General features: G+C 65.0%; 9 protein-coding genes. 2 read left to right on the top strand and 7 right to left on the bottom strand.

Annotation, left to right across the window (positions count from 1 at the left end; genetic code table 11):
- The first annotated feature begins 34 nt into the window (after window positions 1-34).
- Complete coding sequence (locus AKJ09_RS39410) at window positions 35-751, top strand: SDR family oxidoreductase (protein ID WP_146652984.1); 717 nt, start codon at window positions 35-37, stop codon at window positions 749-751.
- Here the strand turns inward: AKJ09_RS39410 and AKJ09_RS39405 are convergent.
- The 5 genes from AKJ09_RS39405 to tig form a co-directional block, all read right to left on the bottom strand.
- On the bottom strand, window positions 702-4,769 hold the full coding sequence (locus AKJ09_RS39405) for a DEAD/DEAH box helicase (RefSeq protein WP_146652983.1): 4,068 nt from the start codon (window positions 4,767-4,769) through the stop codon (window positions 702-704). The genes AKJ09_RS39410 and AKJ09_RS39405 overlap by 50 nt on opposite strands.
- Window positions 4,770-4,897: 128 nt before the next feature.
- A complete protein-coding gene (gene lon / locus AKJ09_RS39400) occupies window positions 4,898-7,429 on the bottom strand; it encodes an endopeptidase La (protein ID WP_146652982.1) in 2,532 nt (843 codons plus the stop codon).
- A gap of 969 nt (window positions 7,430-8,398) precedes the next feature.
- Complete coding sequence (gene clpX / locus AKJ09_RS39395; protein ID WP_146652981.1) at window positions 8,399-9,658, bottom strand: ATP-dependent Clp protease ATP-binding subunit ClpX; 1,260 nt, start codon at window positions 9,656-9,658, stop codon at window positions 8,399-8,401.
- Between the two features lie 309 nt (window positions 9,659-9,967).
- Complete coding sequence (locus tag AKJ09_RS39390; RefSeq protein WP_146652980.1) at window positions 9,968-10,639, bottom strand: ATP-dependent Clp protease proteolytic subunit; 672 nt, start codon at window positions 10,637-10,639, stop codon at window positions 9,968-9,970.
- Window positions 10,640-10,641: 2 nt separating this feature from the next.
- Window positions 10,642-11,988, bottom strand: coding sequence for a trigger factor (gene tig, locus AKJ09_RS39385; protein WP_146652979.1), 1,347 nt, complete (start codon window positions 11,986-11,988; stop codon window positions 10,642-10,644).
- Between the two features lie 445 nt (window positions 11,989-12,433).
- Here tig and AKJ09_RS39380 point away from each other — a divergent pair, with 445 nt between their 5' ends.
- On the top strand, window positions 12,434-12,940 hold the full coding sequence (locus AKJ09_RS39380; RefSeq protein WP_146652978.1) for a hypothetical protein: 507 nt from the start codon (window positions 12,434-12,436) through the stop codon (window positions 12,938-12,940).
- Between the two features lie 91 nt (window positions 12,941-13,031).
- Here the strand turns inward: AKJ09_RS39380 and AKJ09_RS39375 are convergent, their stop codons facing one another.
- The gene (locus tag AKJ09_RS39375; RefSeq protein ID WP_146652977.1) at window positions 13,032-13,220 is read right to left on the bottom strand and encodes a transcriptional regulator; all 189 of its coding nucleotides are present in this window, start codon (window positions 13,218-13,220) and stop codon (window positions 13,032-13,034) included.
- Between the two features lie 72 nt (window positions 13,221-13,292).
- Window positions 13,293-13,469 carry a hypothetical protein gene (locus AKJ09_RS53655; RefSeq protein WP_169928226.1) on the bottom strand — a complete coding sequence of 59 codons (177 nt, stop codon included), beginning with the start codon at window positions 13,467-13,469 and terminating at the stop codon, window positions 13,293-13,295.
- Window positions 13,470-13,709: the final 240 nt, after the last annotated feature.

Raw genomic sequence — 13,709 nt, 5'->3', positions numbered from 1 at the left:
TTCGCCAGCCCGGTCAGCAGTACGTCTTTTTGACATGAAACTGACGAATCAGAACGTGCTCGTGATTGGTGGTTCCTCCGGCATCGGACAGGGCATCGCGGCCGAGGCACTGCGCGAAGGCGCTTCCGTCGTCCTCGTGAGTCGATCGGCCGAACGCCTAGCGGCCGCCGCCCAGGAGCTCGCACCGCTGGGAACCGTCCGAACGATCGCCGCGGACATGACCGACGAAGATACTGCCCGCGCCGCGTTCGCCGAGGTCGCGTCCGTCCATCACGTGATCACCACGGCGGTGATGGCGAACTACCAGCCGGTGCGAGAGATGGACGTCGCAAAGGCTCGGCGGCTCTTCGACTCCAAGCTGATTCTCGCGCTCCTCGTCGCCAAGTACGCGCGCTTCGCGCAGGGAGGCTCGCTCACGCTGACCTCCGGCGTGGCCTCCGACCGCCCCGGCCCTGGGGGCTCGATGATCGCCGCCGTGAATGGGGCCACGGAGTCCTTCGTTCGTGCGCTCTCGCTCGAGCTCGCCCCGGTGCGGGTCAACGCGCTCTCGCCGGGCTGGGTCGACACGCCGTTCTGGACCACACTGGCTGGCGATGCCAAGGCCGAGCGCTTCGCCGCGCACGCCAAGCGCCTGCCCGTGGGCCGCGTCGGCGCGCCCTTGGATCTGGCGACCGCAGCCGTGTTCCTCATGACGAACGGTTTTACGACGGGCGAAGTGCTGCACGTCGACGGCGGTCATCGGCTGGTGTGAGCTCGACTCCATAGTCGACGAGCGCGGCGAGCGCATCGAGGTCGAGCACGCCCGAGCCGTCCGCATCGGCAACGACATCTTCGTACAGCTGTCGCTTGGAAGCGTGGAGCGTCAGCACCTTTTCTTCGATCGTTCCCTCGGTGACGAGGCGAGCCACGGTCACGGGCCGCGACTGACCGATGCGGTGAGCGCGGTCGGCCGCCTGATCTTCGACCGCCGGATTCCACCAAGGATCGAGGAGCACCACGAAGTCGGCGGCGGTGAGATTCAGCCCGACGCCGCCCGCTTTGAGGCTCGAGAGAAACACGTCTCCCTGGCCGCTCTGGAAGCTGTCGATGGCGCGCTTGCGAGCGTCGGCCGTCATGGTTCCGTCGAGCCTCAGGCATTCGATCGACCGGCTCTCGAGGCCCTTCTGCGCGAGATCGAGGACCTCGAGAAATTGGCTGAACACGAGGGCACGATGGCCCTCGGCCCGAAGCTCGTCGACGAGCTCGAGCAGCGCATCGATCTTGGTGCCCGGGGGCGCCTCTTCGCCTCCCACGAGCCGCGGGTCGATCGCAGCCCGACGCAACCGCGTGAGCTCCGCGAGAATCTCGATGCGCGCTTGGCCTCGGCCACGCGCTCCGGAGCGAGCCGCTTCCATGCGTTCGAGCGCGCGACGTCGGGCTGCCTCGTAGAACGCGAATTGCTCCTCCGTCGGCGCGACCACCCGAAGCAATTCGGTCTTCGGAGGAAGCTCGGAGAGAACCTCGGCCTTCGTTCGCCGAAGCACGAACGGCCGAACGATTCGGCGAAGGAGCGCCGTCGCTTCGCGATCCCCGTCCGTGATCGCACGACCGAAGGTCCGGTCGAACGACGAGCGTGAGCCGAGGAGCCCGGGCACGAGCACGTCGAAGAGTGAGTGAAGCTCGCCGATGCGATTCTCCACGGGCGTTCCCGTCAGGGCAATACGAGCCTGGGCGTCGAGAGAACGCGCAGCCACGGCACGCCTCGTCGTCGCGTTCTTCAGCGCGTGCGCTTCGTCGAAGACGACGGTCGACCAGACGCGACTCGCCAGGAGCTTCTCCTCGGAGACGAGCAGACCGTACGACGCGAGCACGACGTCGCCGGAGGCGCAGGTCTTCACGAGTCCCTCGCGATCCCCCTCGCCAAGGCGGTGGACGCGAAGCGAGGGAGCAAAGCGACGAGCCTCCTCCTCCCAATTTCGGCAGACGCTCATCGGCGCCAGCACGAGTGCGGGCCCCTTCTTTCGACGGTGGAGAAGGAGCGCGAGCGTTTGCACCGTCTTGCCGAGGCCCATGTCGTCGGCGAGGCACGCACCAAGACCAGCCTCCGCTCGGCGAACGAGGAAGAGAAAACCCTCGCGCTGGTAGTCGCGAAGCTCGGCAGCGAAGTCCCGTGGTACTCGTGGCGACAGCCGTGCCGCTCCGTCGAGCTCGGATCGAATGCGCACGAGCTCGCCCTCCATCGAGACGTCGAGCCCTTCGACGACGTCATCGAAGGCCGGTAGCAGCGCAGGCGAAAGCCTACCATCCGTCGTCAGCTCGCGCATGCGACCGAGAGCCAAGAGCTTGCCCCGGAGGCCTTCCGTCAGGGCGAGCCACTGGCCTTCGCCGATCGGAACGAAACGGCCGGTGCCGCGCGACGCCATGTCGAGGAGTTCACGCATCTCGATGATGCAGTTCTCGTCGACGACGAGCCGGGCGTCGACGTCGAGCCAGGAATCGTCGCTTCCCTGCATCCGCACGCGCACGTGTTTGCCCGAGCGCTCGGCTGGAATCGCGATCGGCTTCCCTTCGGGCCACGCGAGCACGACCTCCGAGCCCATGGCCCCCAGCTCGACAAGCACCTCGAGACAGGTCTCGAGCTCCCGCGCGATGAAGTCCTCTCCATCGCGCGGCAGGCTGGCGAGCGTGGGACAGCGCGTGACGAGATCGTCCAACCGCCATCGTTCGCCGACGAGATCGCGCTTGTGCGTAACGAGCCCCTCGCCCGCCTTGACGACGATTTCTTCCGGAGGGACCCCCGGGCGGAGCGCCGTTCCGCCCGCTCCACCGGGTACGACTCGAAATCGGATACGCAGCCCGTTCGCGCCACGAAAGAGCTGAACGTGGATGCGCGAATCGCCCGCTTTCGAACCGCTCACGAGACTCTGCGCGGCCTCGACACCGATCAGGCCGGAGAGGCCACCGAGGACCTCGCCCAGCCGCCCGAGACCGCTCCGAGGGATCTCGACGCCTTCCAGACCGAGTGCTTCGAGAATGCGCCTCGCCGGCGGCGTGATCGTCGTCACGATGAGCCGGGCGGCATCCTCCTGCCGACGGACGGCCGTTCCGGTGTGGTCGAAGCGCGCGGGCTCGAGGGCCAGTCGAGCGCCCCCCTCCGTCGAGCGAACGCAAAGCCTCGGCTCTCCTCGGGCAATCTCCACCTTGATGCCGCCTTCGCGAACGCGAGGGTGACCGACGAGCGTGAGCAAGACGGAATTCGGATATCCACTGGGGGGATGATCGTCGAACGCCGCCACGGTGCTGACGATGCGACGATCGTGATCATCGAGCGGGAGTGACGCGTCGGTCTGCAGCCGAGAGAGGTGTATCCGCTTGCCCTTGGGTCCGCGCGGCGTGCAGAGATAGGCCTCGAGCGCGACGAAGGAGCTGCCGGGCTGAACGTCCCACCAGATCTCGGCGTCGGCCGGGACGTCGAGCGTCTCTTCGGGCGACACGACGTTGTCGAGCGCATCGAGGGCGAGCTCCCATCGCTCCTTGCGGCCCATCAATGCGAGAAACGACGAGTTTCGCTGGCCCTCGGCGACACGGTCGAATTCGCGTGCGAGCCATGCGAAGCCCCGCGAGCGCATTTCGCCGGCCATGGCCAAAAGGCTCCGCGCAGGCAGGATCGGCGTGGACGTGCTTCCCGTCCAATGATCGACGAGCACATGGACGAGCGTGTCGACCCACGACTCGACTGTGTACGCGGGCGAGCCGTGGTCGAACGGCATGCGGTCCTTTTCGGACGTTCGGAACGCGAGCAGACGTTGGAGAGCAGAGCTGGCCCAAGGGTGCGCCGAGGATTGACGCTTTGCCTTGTCCATCCGGCGACCGAGCTTCGCCAACGCGTCCGCGTCGTCGCCCGTCGCGCAGAGCAGCCAATCGAAGATGGCGAGATACTCGGGAAGTTCGACGCGCCGGCCGCGCGTGGTCGTCGCCGCGTCCTCGAACCGGTCTCGGGCGTCGTCGCGCCCTTCGATGAACGTCGCAAATGCTCCCGCGCCGCCGCTCCAGGGCGTGTACGGACATCCTGCGAGTACGTGGCGAGCCTCGTCGACGTCTCCCGCGAGCGCCAGGATGGTCGCAAGCCTGCCGCAGGGCTCCGGCTCGTAAGACTTGCGGACCCAACCAGCGATGCCTTCGCCCACAGGCTTCGCGCCGAGGAATGCCTGGCTCAACGCATGCTCGACGAAGGAACTGCGTAGCTCCTCCCCAAGGCGCTCGACCCACTCGAGCGGCGCATGAAGACCTACGATGCGCGGGACCTCGGTCGGCTCGTAGTAGCGTGCTGTCAAGTCACGCTGGAGCAGGGTCTGCGCCGTCGCGAGGGCCGCGTCGTCGCCCATCGCGAGCGCGTAGCGTAGCTCGGCCTTGGTGCCGAGCTGGCCAGACCGAGAGCCGAACCCACGCTGCTGCGAGCGAAGCTGGAAGGCGATCTGCGAGAGGCGATCGCTGCGCCTCGCGTCTTCGAGAATCGGAGCGATCCACTCGGCTGAGATGTCGTAGTCGCTCGCGTTGACGACGATGGCGCGTGCCTTCTGCAGGTCGGCGACGATCCCGGTGAACGCCTCGCCCTGGACCTTTCGATTGCGCTCGTCGGACAGGCCGGCCAGATGAACCAAATCGAGCCAGCGCGTCCGACTCGTCCAGCGGCCGTCCGCAAGCGCCATCACCGCGAGCGACTCGCGATGAAGCGGCGGAAGCGACGCGACGGTCGACGCGGGAATGCTGGGCAAGACGACGGCCGACATCCGAGCCGTTCGCTACCTCGACAATCGACGGGTGTCGAGAGCCGCCGCGTAGGGCACAAAACGCGCGATGCGTGGGCTCACCCTTGCCGGGAGCGCCACGCATCTCGTGGTGTTCGCGTCTTTAGCGACTAGGCGTTGCCAGACGAGACGGCGACCGCCGGGGTGCCTTCGCCCGGAACGAGCGACGGGGTGTTCGGCTCGGCAGCGCCGTCACGCTTGGCGCCTGGGCGGCGGACGACGAGCTCGCCATCGATGTACTCCCACGTCTCGCGGGCCGGGCCGAAGAGCGCGTCGGGATCGGACAGACAGAGCGCCTCGCGAAGCACTTCGTCGGCGTGCTCGACGAGGACGATGCGCGTGGCCTTGAGGACACGGCGCGGGACCTCGCGGAGGTCTTTGCGGTTCTCGCGCGGAATGATGACCGTGGTGATGCCCGCGCGGTGAGCCGCGAGGAGCTTCTCCTTGAGGCCACCGATGGCCATCACGCGACCACGCAGCGTGAGCTCACCGGTCATGGCGAGATCGCGCTTCACGGGCACCTTGATGAGGGCGCTCGCGAGCGAGGTGGCCATGGTCACGCCCGCCGAAGGTCCGTCTTTGCGGATGAACTCGGGGAAGTGAACGTGCACATCGAGCTTCTGATAGAACTCCGGCTCGAGGCCGAGGAGGCCGGCGCGCGAGCGAACGTAGCTCATCGCAGCCTGCGCGCTCTCCTCCATGCCCTTCTCGAGCAGGCCGGTGATCACCAGCTTGCCCTTGCCGGCAACGGTGGCGACTTCGCACGCGAGGAGCTCGCCGCCGCCGGAGTTCGTGACGGAGAGGCCGTTCGTGAGGCCGACTTCGTCGCGCTCTTCCTTCTTGTTCAGACGGAACTTCGGCACGCCGAGGTACTGCGGGACGTTCTTCGCCGCGACTTCGACGGGCGTGCCTTTGCTGGCCTCGCCCGCGTCGACGACGCTGCGCGCGACCTTGCGGCAGATGCTGGCGATCTCGCGCTCGAGCGAGCGGACGCCCGCTTCACGCGTGTAGTGGTGGATGACCGTGCGGATCGCGTTCTCGCTGATCGTGAGCGGCACCTCGTCGAGCCCGCACTCTTTGCGCTGGCGCGGAACGAGGTACTTCACGGCGATATTCATCTTCTCGAACTCGGTGTAGCCGGACAGCTGGATGATCTCCATGCGGTCCTGGAGCGGCACCGGGATGCCCGACAGCGTGTTCGCCGTCGTGATGAACATGACGTCCGACAGGTCGTAGTCCATGTCGAGGTAGTGATCGTTGAACGCGTGGTTCTGCTCGGGGTCGAGGACCTCGAGCAGCGCCGCCGCGGGATCACCACGGAAGTCGGTCGACATCTTGTCGATCTCGTCGAGGAGGAACACCGGGTTGTTGGTGCCGACCTTCTTGAGCGACTGAATCAGTTTGCCGGGCAGCGCGCCGATGTACGTACGGCGGTGGCCACGGATCTCGGCTTCGTCACGCACGCCGCCGAGCGAGAGGCGCTGGAACTTGCGGCCAGTCGCACGCGCGATGCTGCGCGCGAGGCTCGTCTTGCCGACACCGGGCGGTCCAACGAGGCAGAGGACCGGGCCTTTGAGCTTCTTCGTCAGCGCCTGGACGGCCAGGTACTCGAGGATGCGCTCTTTGATCTTCTTGAGGCCGTAGTGATCCTCTTCGAGGACCTCTTCGGCCTTCTTCAGATCGTAGTTCTCTTCGGACTTGTCGTACCAAGGCAGCCCGAGGATCCAGTCGATGTAGTTGCGCACGACGGTCGCTTCCGCGCTCGTCGGGTGCATCATCTTCAGCTTCTTGAGCTCCTTCTTGACCTTCGCGGTGGCTTCTTTGCTCATCCGCTTGGTTTTGAGTTGCTCTTCGACTTCCTGAATCTCGTTCTTGAACTCGTCGCGGTCGCCGCCACCCAGTTCCTTCTGGATGGCCTGCATCTGCTCGTTGAGGTAGTACTCCTTCTGCGTCTTCTCCATCTGCTTCTTGACGCGGGAGCGGATCTTCTTCTCCACCTGGAGAATCTCGATCTCGGCCTGCATCAACTCGTGGAGGCGCTCGAGGCGTTTGACCGCGTCCTCCATCTCGAGGAGGGCCTGGCGGTCCGTGAGCTTGATGGTGGGCAGATTGGCAACGATCGTGTCCGAGAGACGCGCGGCATCGTCGATGGTCTGCGCGCTCATCAAGACTTCGGGTTGAACCTTCTTGTTCAACTTCACGTACATCTCGAAGGCCGCCTGGACGCTGCGCATCAGGGCTTCGACTTCGACGCCCTTCGCGCTCTGCTCCGCGACTTCTTCGACTTCGACGAGGAAGTACTCCTCGGTCTGCGGGAAACGCTTCACGCGCGCGCGACGCTTTCCTTCGACGAGCACCTTCACGGTGCCATCGGGGAGACGAAGCAGCTGCATGATCGTGCCGAGCGTGCCGACCTGGAAGATGTCGTCGGGCGTGGGCTCGTTCGTCTTCGCGTTCTTCTGCGCCGCGAGGAAGATGTCCTTGTCACGTGCCATCGCAGCATCGAGCGCATTGATCGAACGCTCACGCCCGACGAACAACTGGCTCACCATGTGCGGGAACACGATGATGTCCCGGAGCGGAAGGAGAGGAACCGAACGCTTCTTCGGTCCGGGTTTGCCGTCGTCAGTCTTGAAGAACATTGGCTAGGGTTTTACCTCGAAAGCCAGCCCCGTACCAACCTGCGCCGGGACGAAATTTCACGGTCGAAACGGCCGAAATCCACCTCGCCACCGTGGGCCCACCGTGCGAGCTGGTCGAGCTTTCTCGCGACGTGCATACAGCACGCAATTGCCCTCTCCCCACCCCGCCTCTCCGTTCCGTCTCGATTCCCTCGTGAATCGCGCGTTCAACGCGCGCGGAACGCCGACCGCCACGCGCGAGCATCACGGCGCGATGCGAACGGATGCGGCATCTGGTTACGTACATCGCGCACAAGCGCGCGCCCAGAACGCTGCATATGCAACACACGCTCGAGCGCCAAAGTTCCCAGGTAGGGCACCTCCGGTTCCTCTCAGAACCTTCGGTTCTGAGCCTCCCCTCCGGCGGCGGCGGTCGCCCTTCGGGCGCTCGCGCTGCGCGCGATAAGAACCGCCGCCTCTCTCTGATTGGGCCGTGTTCGCAGCGATGCGGGCGCGACGATGCTCGAGGCTGCGGGCCCACAGTGGCGCGATAGGCGAGATGACAACGCCCTCAAAAACCTTCCGTCCTTCCGCCCTTCCTGTGAAGTCTCTCGCGCCATGGCTCGTGCTCGCGCGACGCGCCCGTGCATGGGGCTAGCGGGGGGCCGGGAGGAAGATTCGAACGGCTCAGGCAGCGTGCGGAGTGTTCCGCCCGTTCAGTCCAACGCGGTAGTCGCGAGCGCCCGGGGGCGAGCCTTCGTGGCCCGCTCGCTCGAGCGTGGGGCTCAACTACCCGAAGGTTCTGAGGGGAACCGGAGGTGCCCTCGAAAATGACGCTGGCCGCGCCCGCATCGCTGCAAGCACGGCCAGTGTGATGTGTCGTTTGATTGAGCGTTGCGTCAGTCAGTCAGTCAGGAGCGCCGAAGGCGCCAGGGGGAGGCTCGAAACCGGAGGTTTCGAGGGGGACGGAGTCCCCACCAGACCGTCCCCCTAAGCCAGCTCGGCTTCCTTCTGGTAGACGATGAGCGGGGCTTCGCCCTTGGTGATGACCTCTTCGCTCACGACGACTTCCTTGATGTTGCCGGAGCGCGAGGGCACGTCGTACATGATGTCGAGGAGCGCGCCTTCGAGGATGGCGCGCAGACCACGAGCACCTGCGTTGCGCGCGAGGGCTTCCTTCGAGACCGCCGAGAGTGCGGTCTTCGTGAACTTGAGCTTCACGCCATCCATCTCGAAGAGCTTCTGGAACTGCTTCACGAGTGCGTTCTTCGGCTTCGTCAGGATGTCGATGAGGGCTTCCTCGTTCAGCTCGTGGAGCGTGGCAATGACCGGCAAGCGGCCAATGAACTCCGGAATGAGACCGAACTTGAGGAGGTCTTCCGGCTCGACGCGCGAGAGAAGCTCGCCGAGCTTGAAGTCCTTCTTCGACTTGATGTCCGCGCCGAAGCCGAGCGTAGACTGACCGATACGTCGCTGGACGATCTGGTCGAGGCCGACGAAGGCTCCGCCACAGATGAAGAGAATGTTCGTCGTGTCCACCTGCAGGAAATCCTGCTGCGGGTGCTTGCGGCCACCCTTCGGCGGAACGTTCGCGATCGTCCCTTCGATGATCTTGAGGAGCGCCTGCTGCACGCCCTCGCCCGAGACGTCACGCGTGATGCTCGGGTTGTCGCTCTTGCGGCTGATCTTGTCGATCTCGTCGATGTAGACGATGCCGCGCTGCGCACGCTCGACGTCGTGGTCGGCGTTCTGCAGGAGCTGAACGATGATGTTCTCGACGTCTTCGCCGACGTAGCCCGCCTCCGTGAGCGTGGTCGCGTCCGCGATGGCGAACGGCACGTGGAGGATCTTCGCCAGGGTCTGAGCGAGGAGCGTCTTACCGCTACCCGTCGGCCCGAGCAGAAGAATGTTGGACTTCGACAGCTCGACCTCATCCGAGCTCACGCGCGAGTCGATCCGCTTGTAGTGGTTGTGCACCGCTACCGCGAGGATCTTCTTCGCCCGCTCCTGCCCGATGACGTAGTCGTCGAGGATTGATTTGATTTCCGACGGCTTCGGGATCGGGGCCGAACCCGCGTAGGGCTCGTCCTTCTCGACCTCTTCCGCGATGATGTCATTGCAGAGGCCAATGCACTCATCGCAGATGTAGACCGTGGGTCCGGCAATGAGCTTCTTCACTTCCTTCTGGGACTTGCCGCAAAAGGAACAGCTCAAGTTTCCACTGTTGTGATCGTCGCGTCGACGCTCCACGACCGCCTCGTCCTTCTCGGTAGAAAGCTTATGCCGCTATGCGGACCATCGCAAGCTTGTGGGGTCGCTTGTGCAGGTCCCCTTTGGACTTGCCACTCGTTCGCCCTGCTCGCCACACCGCAATCGCTCTCGCTCGCGACATTGTTCCGCTGTTGTTCTGCCGCTCCTCATTCACCGCTTCGGGCCGCTTCTGATCACCTGTCGCACAGGCACAGCAACGGCCCGACGCGCGCTCCGTTCACGGTGACGCGACGATGAGGGTGAGTTTTTCTTCCTCAACCACTCCTCGTCGCGCTCCGCGCAGAGCCCTCACTTCTCTTTGGTGCCGTCGCTCCGCTTCTTCGGCGGAAGCATGACGTTGTCGATGAGGCCGTATTCCTTCGCGGCCGCCGCACCGAGGTAGAAGTCGCGATCGATGTCCTTGAGGATCTGGTCCTTCGGCTTGCCGGTCGCGTTGGTGAGGATGTCGGTGAGGACTTCCTTGAGGTGCTTGATCTCACGCGCCTGGATTTCGATGTCCGACGCCTGACCACGCGCGCCGCCGAGCGGCTGGTGGATCATGATGCGGGCGTTGGGGAGCGCGTTGCGGCGCCCCTTCGTACCCGCACCGAGCAGCACCGCCGCCATCGACGCAGCCATACCGAGGCAGGTCGTGGAGACGTCGCAGCGGACGTACTGCATGGTGTCGTAGATCGCGAGACCGCTCGTCACCACGCCGCCAGGGCTGTTGATGTAGAGCATGATCTCCTTGTCGGGATCTTCGCTCTCGAGGAACAGGAACTGAGCGATGACGATGTTGGCCACGTCATCGTTGATCTCGGTCCCGAGGAAGACGATGCGGTCCTTGAGCAGGCGGCTGAAGATGTCCCAGTTGCGCTCACCGCGGTGCGTCGTCTCGACGACCGTCGGGTACGGAATGAAGTCCTTCGCTCGCTCGAGCGTCGCAATGGCCTGCGTTCGGTTCTCGGGACGCTTGATCATGCTCAGCCTTCCTTCTTCTCTTCTTCCTTGGATGCCGACTCGGAGCCGCCGGTCTCGGCAGCCTTCGGCGGGTCACCATCCGTGATCTTGGACTTCGCCTCGATGAAGTCGAGGATCTTGTCCTCGAGGATCATGCCGATGAGGATGTCGCGCTTGCTCTTCTCACGGTACTCGACGCGCAACTTGGCGACGTTCTTCCCCGTTTCCTCGGCGAGCTCGGCGAGGCCCTTCTCGATGTCCTCGTCCGTGACCTTGAACTCGTGCTTCTTCGCGATCGCAGCCATGAGGAGGCCCGCGCGCACCTTACGCTCGGCGTCCGCACGGATCGCAACCTGGAGCTGCTCCGCCTGCTCCTTGGTGACGCGCTGACCCATACGGCGCGCGCTCATCACGACTTCCTGCTCCATGATGCGGGCCTGCTGCTCGACCAGGGAGGGAGGAACGTCACAGGGGTTCTGCTCGTTCAGCTTCTGGACGATCTGCTCCGCGAGAATCGTCTCCGAGCGATCCTTCGCGTTCTTCTCGAGCTTCGTGTGAACGTCGGCGCGGAGCGCGACGAGCGTGTCGAAGCCGATGTCCTTCGCGAACTCGTCGTCGAGCGTGGGGAGGACGCGCTCCTTGAGATCCGTCACGGTGATCGCGAACACGCCGACCTTGGCGCGGAAGTCCTCACGCGGGTGCTCCGCGGGGAACGTGTGCTCGGCGGTCGCCTTGTCGCCCGTGTTCTTGCCCATGAGCGCGGCGTCGATCTCCGGAAGGGCCTGGCCCGAGCCGAGCTCGATCTGCACGCCCTGCCCGCCGCCGTCCTTCACTTCCTTGCCGTCGATCGACAGCGTGAAGTCGATGCTGAGCACGTCGCCCTTCTGCGCCGCACGCGCCGGCTCCGGCGCCTTGAGCGCCGCGTTGCGCTGGCGAAGTCCCTCGAGCTGCTCCTCGACGGCCTTCTCGTCGACCTCCGCCTTGGGGCGGAAGAGCTCGTAGCCCTCGAACTTGACGTCCTCGATCTCCGGCTGAACCTCGAAGCGAGCCTTGAAGGAGAACGGCTCCTTCGGGTTCACGCCCTTCTCGGCCTCGACCGCGGGCTGGCTCACCGGCGTGAGGTTCTTCTCCGTCAGCACCTTCGGAAGCATGTCGTTGACGATCGCGTTCGCGACGTCGTTCGCCACTTGCGGTCCAAAAAGCCGCGTGAGCACGTCCCGCGGAGCCTTGCCTGGACGGAAGCCTTTGATGTGGGCGCGCTTGCCGAGGTTGAGATAGGCCTTGTCGACCTCCGCCTTCACCTGGTTCGCAGGGACCTCGACCTGGAGCTCGAGAACGACGGGGGAGATTCGCTGGACGCTGACTTGCATGGGGGCGGCCACAATACTTTCTACGCGTTAGCGGTCAAGCGTCCGGGAGCACGAGAATGCGCGAATGAGCGGTTCGGACAGGCCGCTCGGGCGAGCCAGGCGGCCGTGAGCGCATTTCGGGGGCGGCCGGCGCTGCGTTTGACACTCGAATGACGCTGAAACCGTGCTCGTGCTGACGCGCCGCGCCTCGGCCTGAACCGGTACGACCAGTACCACTGGAACCAGCAGGCGGGCCCGTATCCGGAAGGACTGCCAAAACCCCGCCACTCTCTTGCCTGAAGCGCCGGCCGTCCGTCGGTTCCGTCGGTTGTTCGACGGCGCGGCTCACGAGAAAAATCGACAAGCGCGAGACAAGAGCGAGACAACGCCCGAATTCGGGCCAGAAAACAGGGGGAAGAGTGTCGTCATCTCAACATCGGCACGACCGCTGCAAACGCAAGCCCGCATGTACGAGTCGGACAGGAAGCCTCCGCCGTCGCGGAGCACGGGCCGCGCGGCCTTGGAGGAGCAGTGGCAACAACTCGACGACGAGCTCGCGCGGAGTCTCGTCGCCCGAGCCATCCTCCGCGCGCGGAAGGATCGCCCAAGCAGCCCTTGCGACGCAGTCGCCCTCACCCTTCGCCGCGCGCGGACAGCGCTCTGCTCGGTCACCTACGTCCATCTCGACGATCCCGACGCTTCGGTCGAGAACGCATCGTCGCTCCAGCCGCTTGCACCGGCCTACCTCTGGTGCATTCGTATCGCGCACGAGCTCGAGGCAATCGAACACGCCGAGCTGTCGGCCGACGGTGACTGGACGCGCCTCGAACGCTTCGCCCCCTTCGCACTCGCAGCGCATGCGGCGCAGGTGACGACGTTCGACGGACCGCACGCGAGTGAGGTGGACGAAGCCCTCGCCGCCGCCCTGCGCATCTTCGATCAGGCACGCGCGTCGTCGGCCGCCGCGGCCTGAGCGAACGACAAAAGATGACGCCCCCGGAAGAGAGGCGTCTTCCGAGGGCAAGCGGTAGCGAAAAGGTCCCCGGGAAGGGACAAAGCTCGTTTCAGTAATCGTCGTCGTCGTCTTCCTGATCGGGGTCGTACTCGTCGACGGTGTCGTCGAAGAGGAGATCGGAGCCTTCGAACGACGTGTCCTGCATCAGGTCGTCGAGCGAGAAGCCGTACTTCATGTCCGGGCGGATCGTCTCACGCTCGAACTCTTCCATCGTGCGGTAGCTCTTCGGCATGCCCATCTCACAACCCTCCGCGAAACTGGTAAAAACAAGCCATCCGGGCGCCAGATGCGCGCGGACGAAAATCGAAATTCAGGACCGCTCGGCCGCGCCGACGTGAGTGGCGCGGCGATCGGCGAGGCGAATGACGTTGGCGGTGGTCGTCCCCGGGCGGCGAGCGCTCGGCGACGTCCAGAACGAGCACGCAAGAATGCGGTCGGCGCGCGGGTCGGACTGCTCCGCGAGCGCCTTCGAAAGCGCTTCCTTCATTTGATCGCTCCCCGCCTCCCCGCCTCGCGGCGTGGCCTGGCGGCCTCCTGATTTGGCGAGCGCCGTCCACCGCGAGGGCCCCTGCCCTTCGTCGGCAACCACGTTCACCTACATCTGGTCACACCATACTCCAGCCGCGATTCCCGTCAAAAAACGCGCGCGCTTTTCGCGTCACGATTTCTTCGAGGCCGACCGTGGGTCCTTGCCGAGGCCAGAATCGGCCTTCAAGACGAGGAAGTT

The sequence above is a fragment of the Labilithrix luteola genome (genome assembly GCF_001263205.1).
Classification (GTDB): domain Bacteria; phylum Myxococcota_A; class Polyangia; order Polyangiales; family Polyangiaceae; genus Labilithrix; species Labilithrix luteola.
This window is presented reverse-complemented; position numbering and strand designations above follow the sequence as displayed.

What these genes read in the sequence shown, in the direction of transcription:
- AKJ09_RS39410 (WP_146652984.1), top strand. Translation starts at nt 35, where the DNA reads ATGAAACTGACGAATCAGAACGTGCTCGTGATTGGTGGTTCCTCCGGC.
- AKJ09_RS39405 (WP_146652983.1), bottom strand. Translation starts at nt 4,769, where the DNA reads ATGTCGGCCGTCGTCTTGCCCAGCATTCCCGCGTCGACCGTCGCGTCG.
- lon (WP_146652982.1), bottom strand. Translation starts at nt 7,429, where the DNA reads ATGTTCTTCAAGACTGACGACGGCAAACCCGGACCGAAGAAGCGTTCG.
- AKJ09_RS39390 (WP_146652980.1), bottom strand. Translation starts at nt 10,639, where the DNA reads ATGATCAAGCGTCCCGAGAACCGAACGCAGGCCATTGCGACGCTCGAG.
- tig (WP_146652979.1), bottom strand. Translation starts at nt 11,988, where the DNA reads ATGCAAGTCAGCGTCCAGCGAATCTCCCCCGTCGTTCTCGAGCTCCAG.
- AKJ09_RS39380 (WP_146652978.1), top strand. Translation starts at nt 12,434, where the DNA reads ATGTACGAGTCGGACAGGAAGCCTCCGCCGTCGCGGAGCACGGGCCGC.
- AKJ09_RS39375 (WP_146652977.1), bottom strand. Translation starts at nt 13,220, where the DNA reads ATGGGCATGCCGAAGAGCTACCGCACGATGGAAGAGTTCGAGCGTGAG.
- AKJ09_RS53655 (WP_169928226.1), bottom strand. Translation starts at nt 13,469, where the DNA reads ATGAAGGAAGCGCTTTCGAAGGCGCTCGCGGAGCAGTCCGACCCGCGC.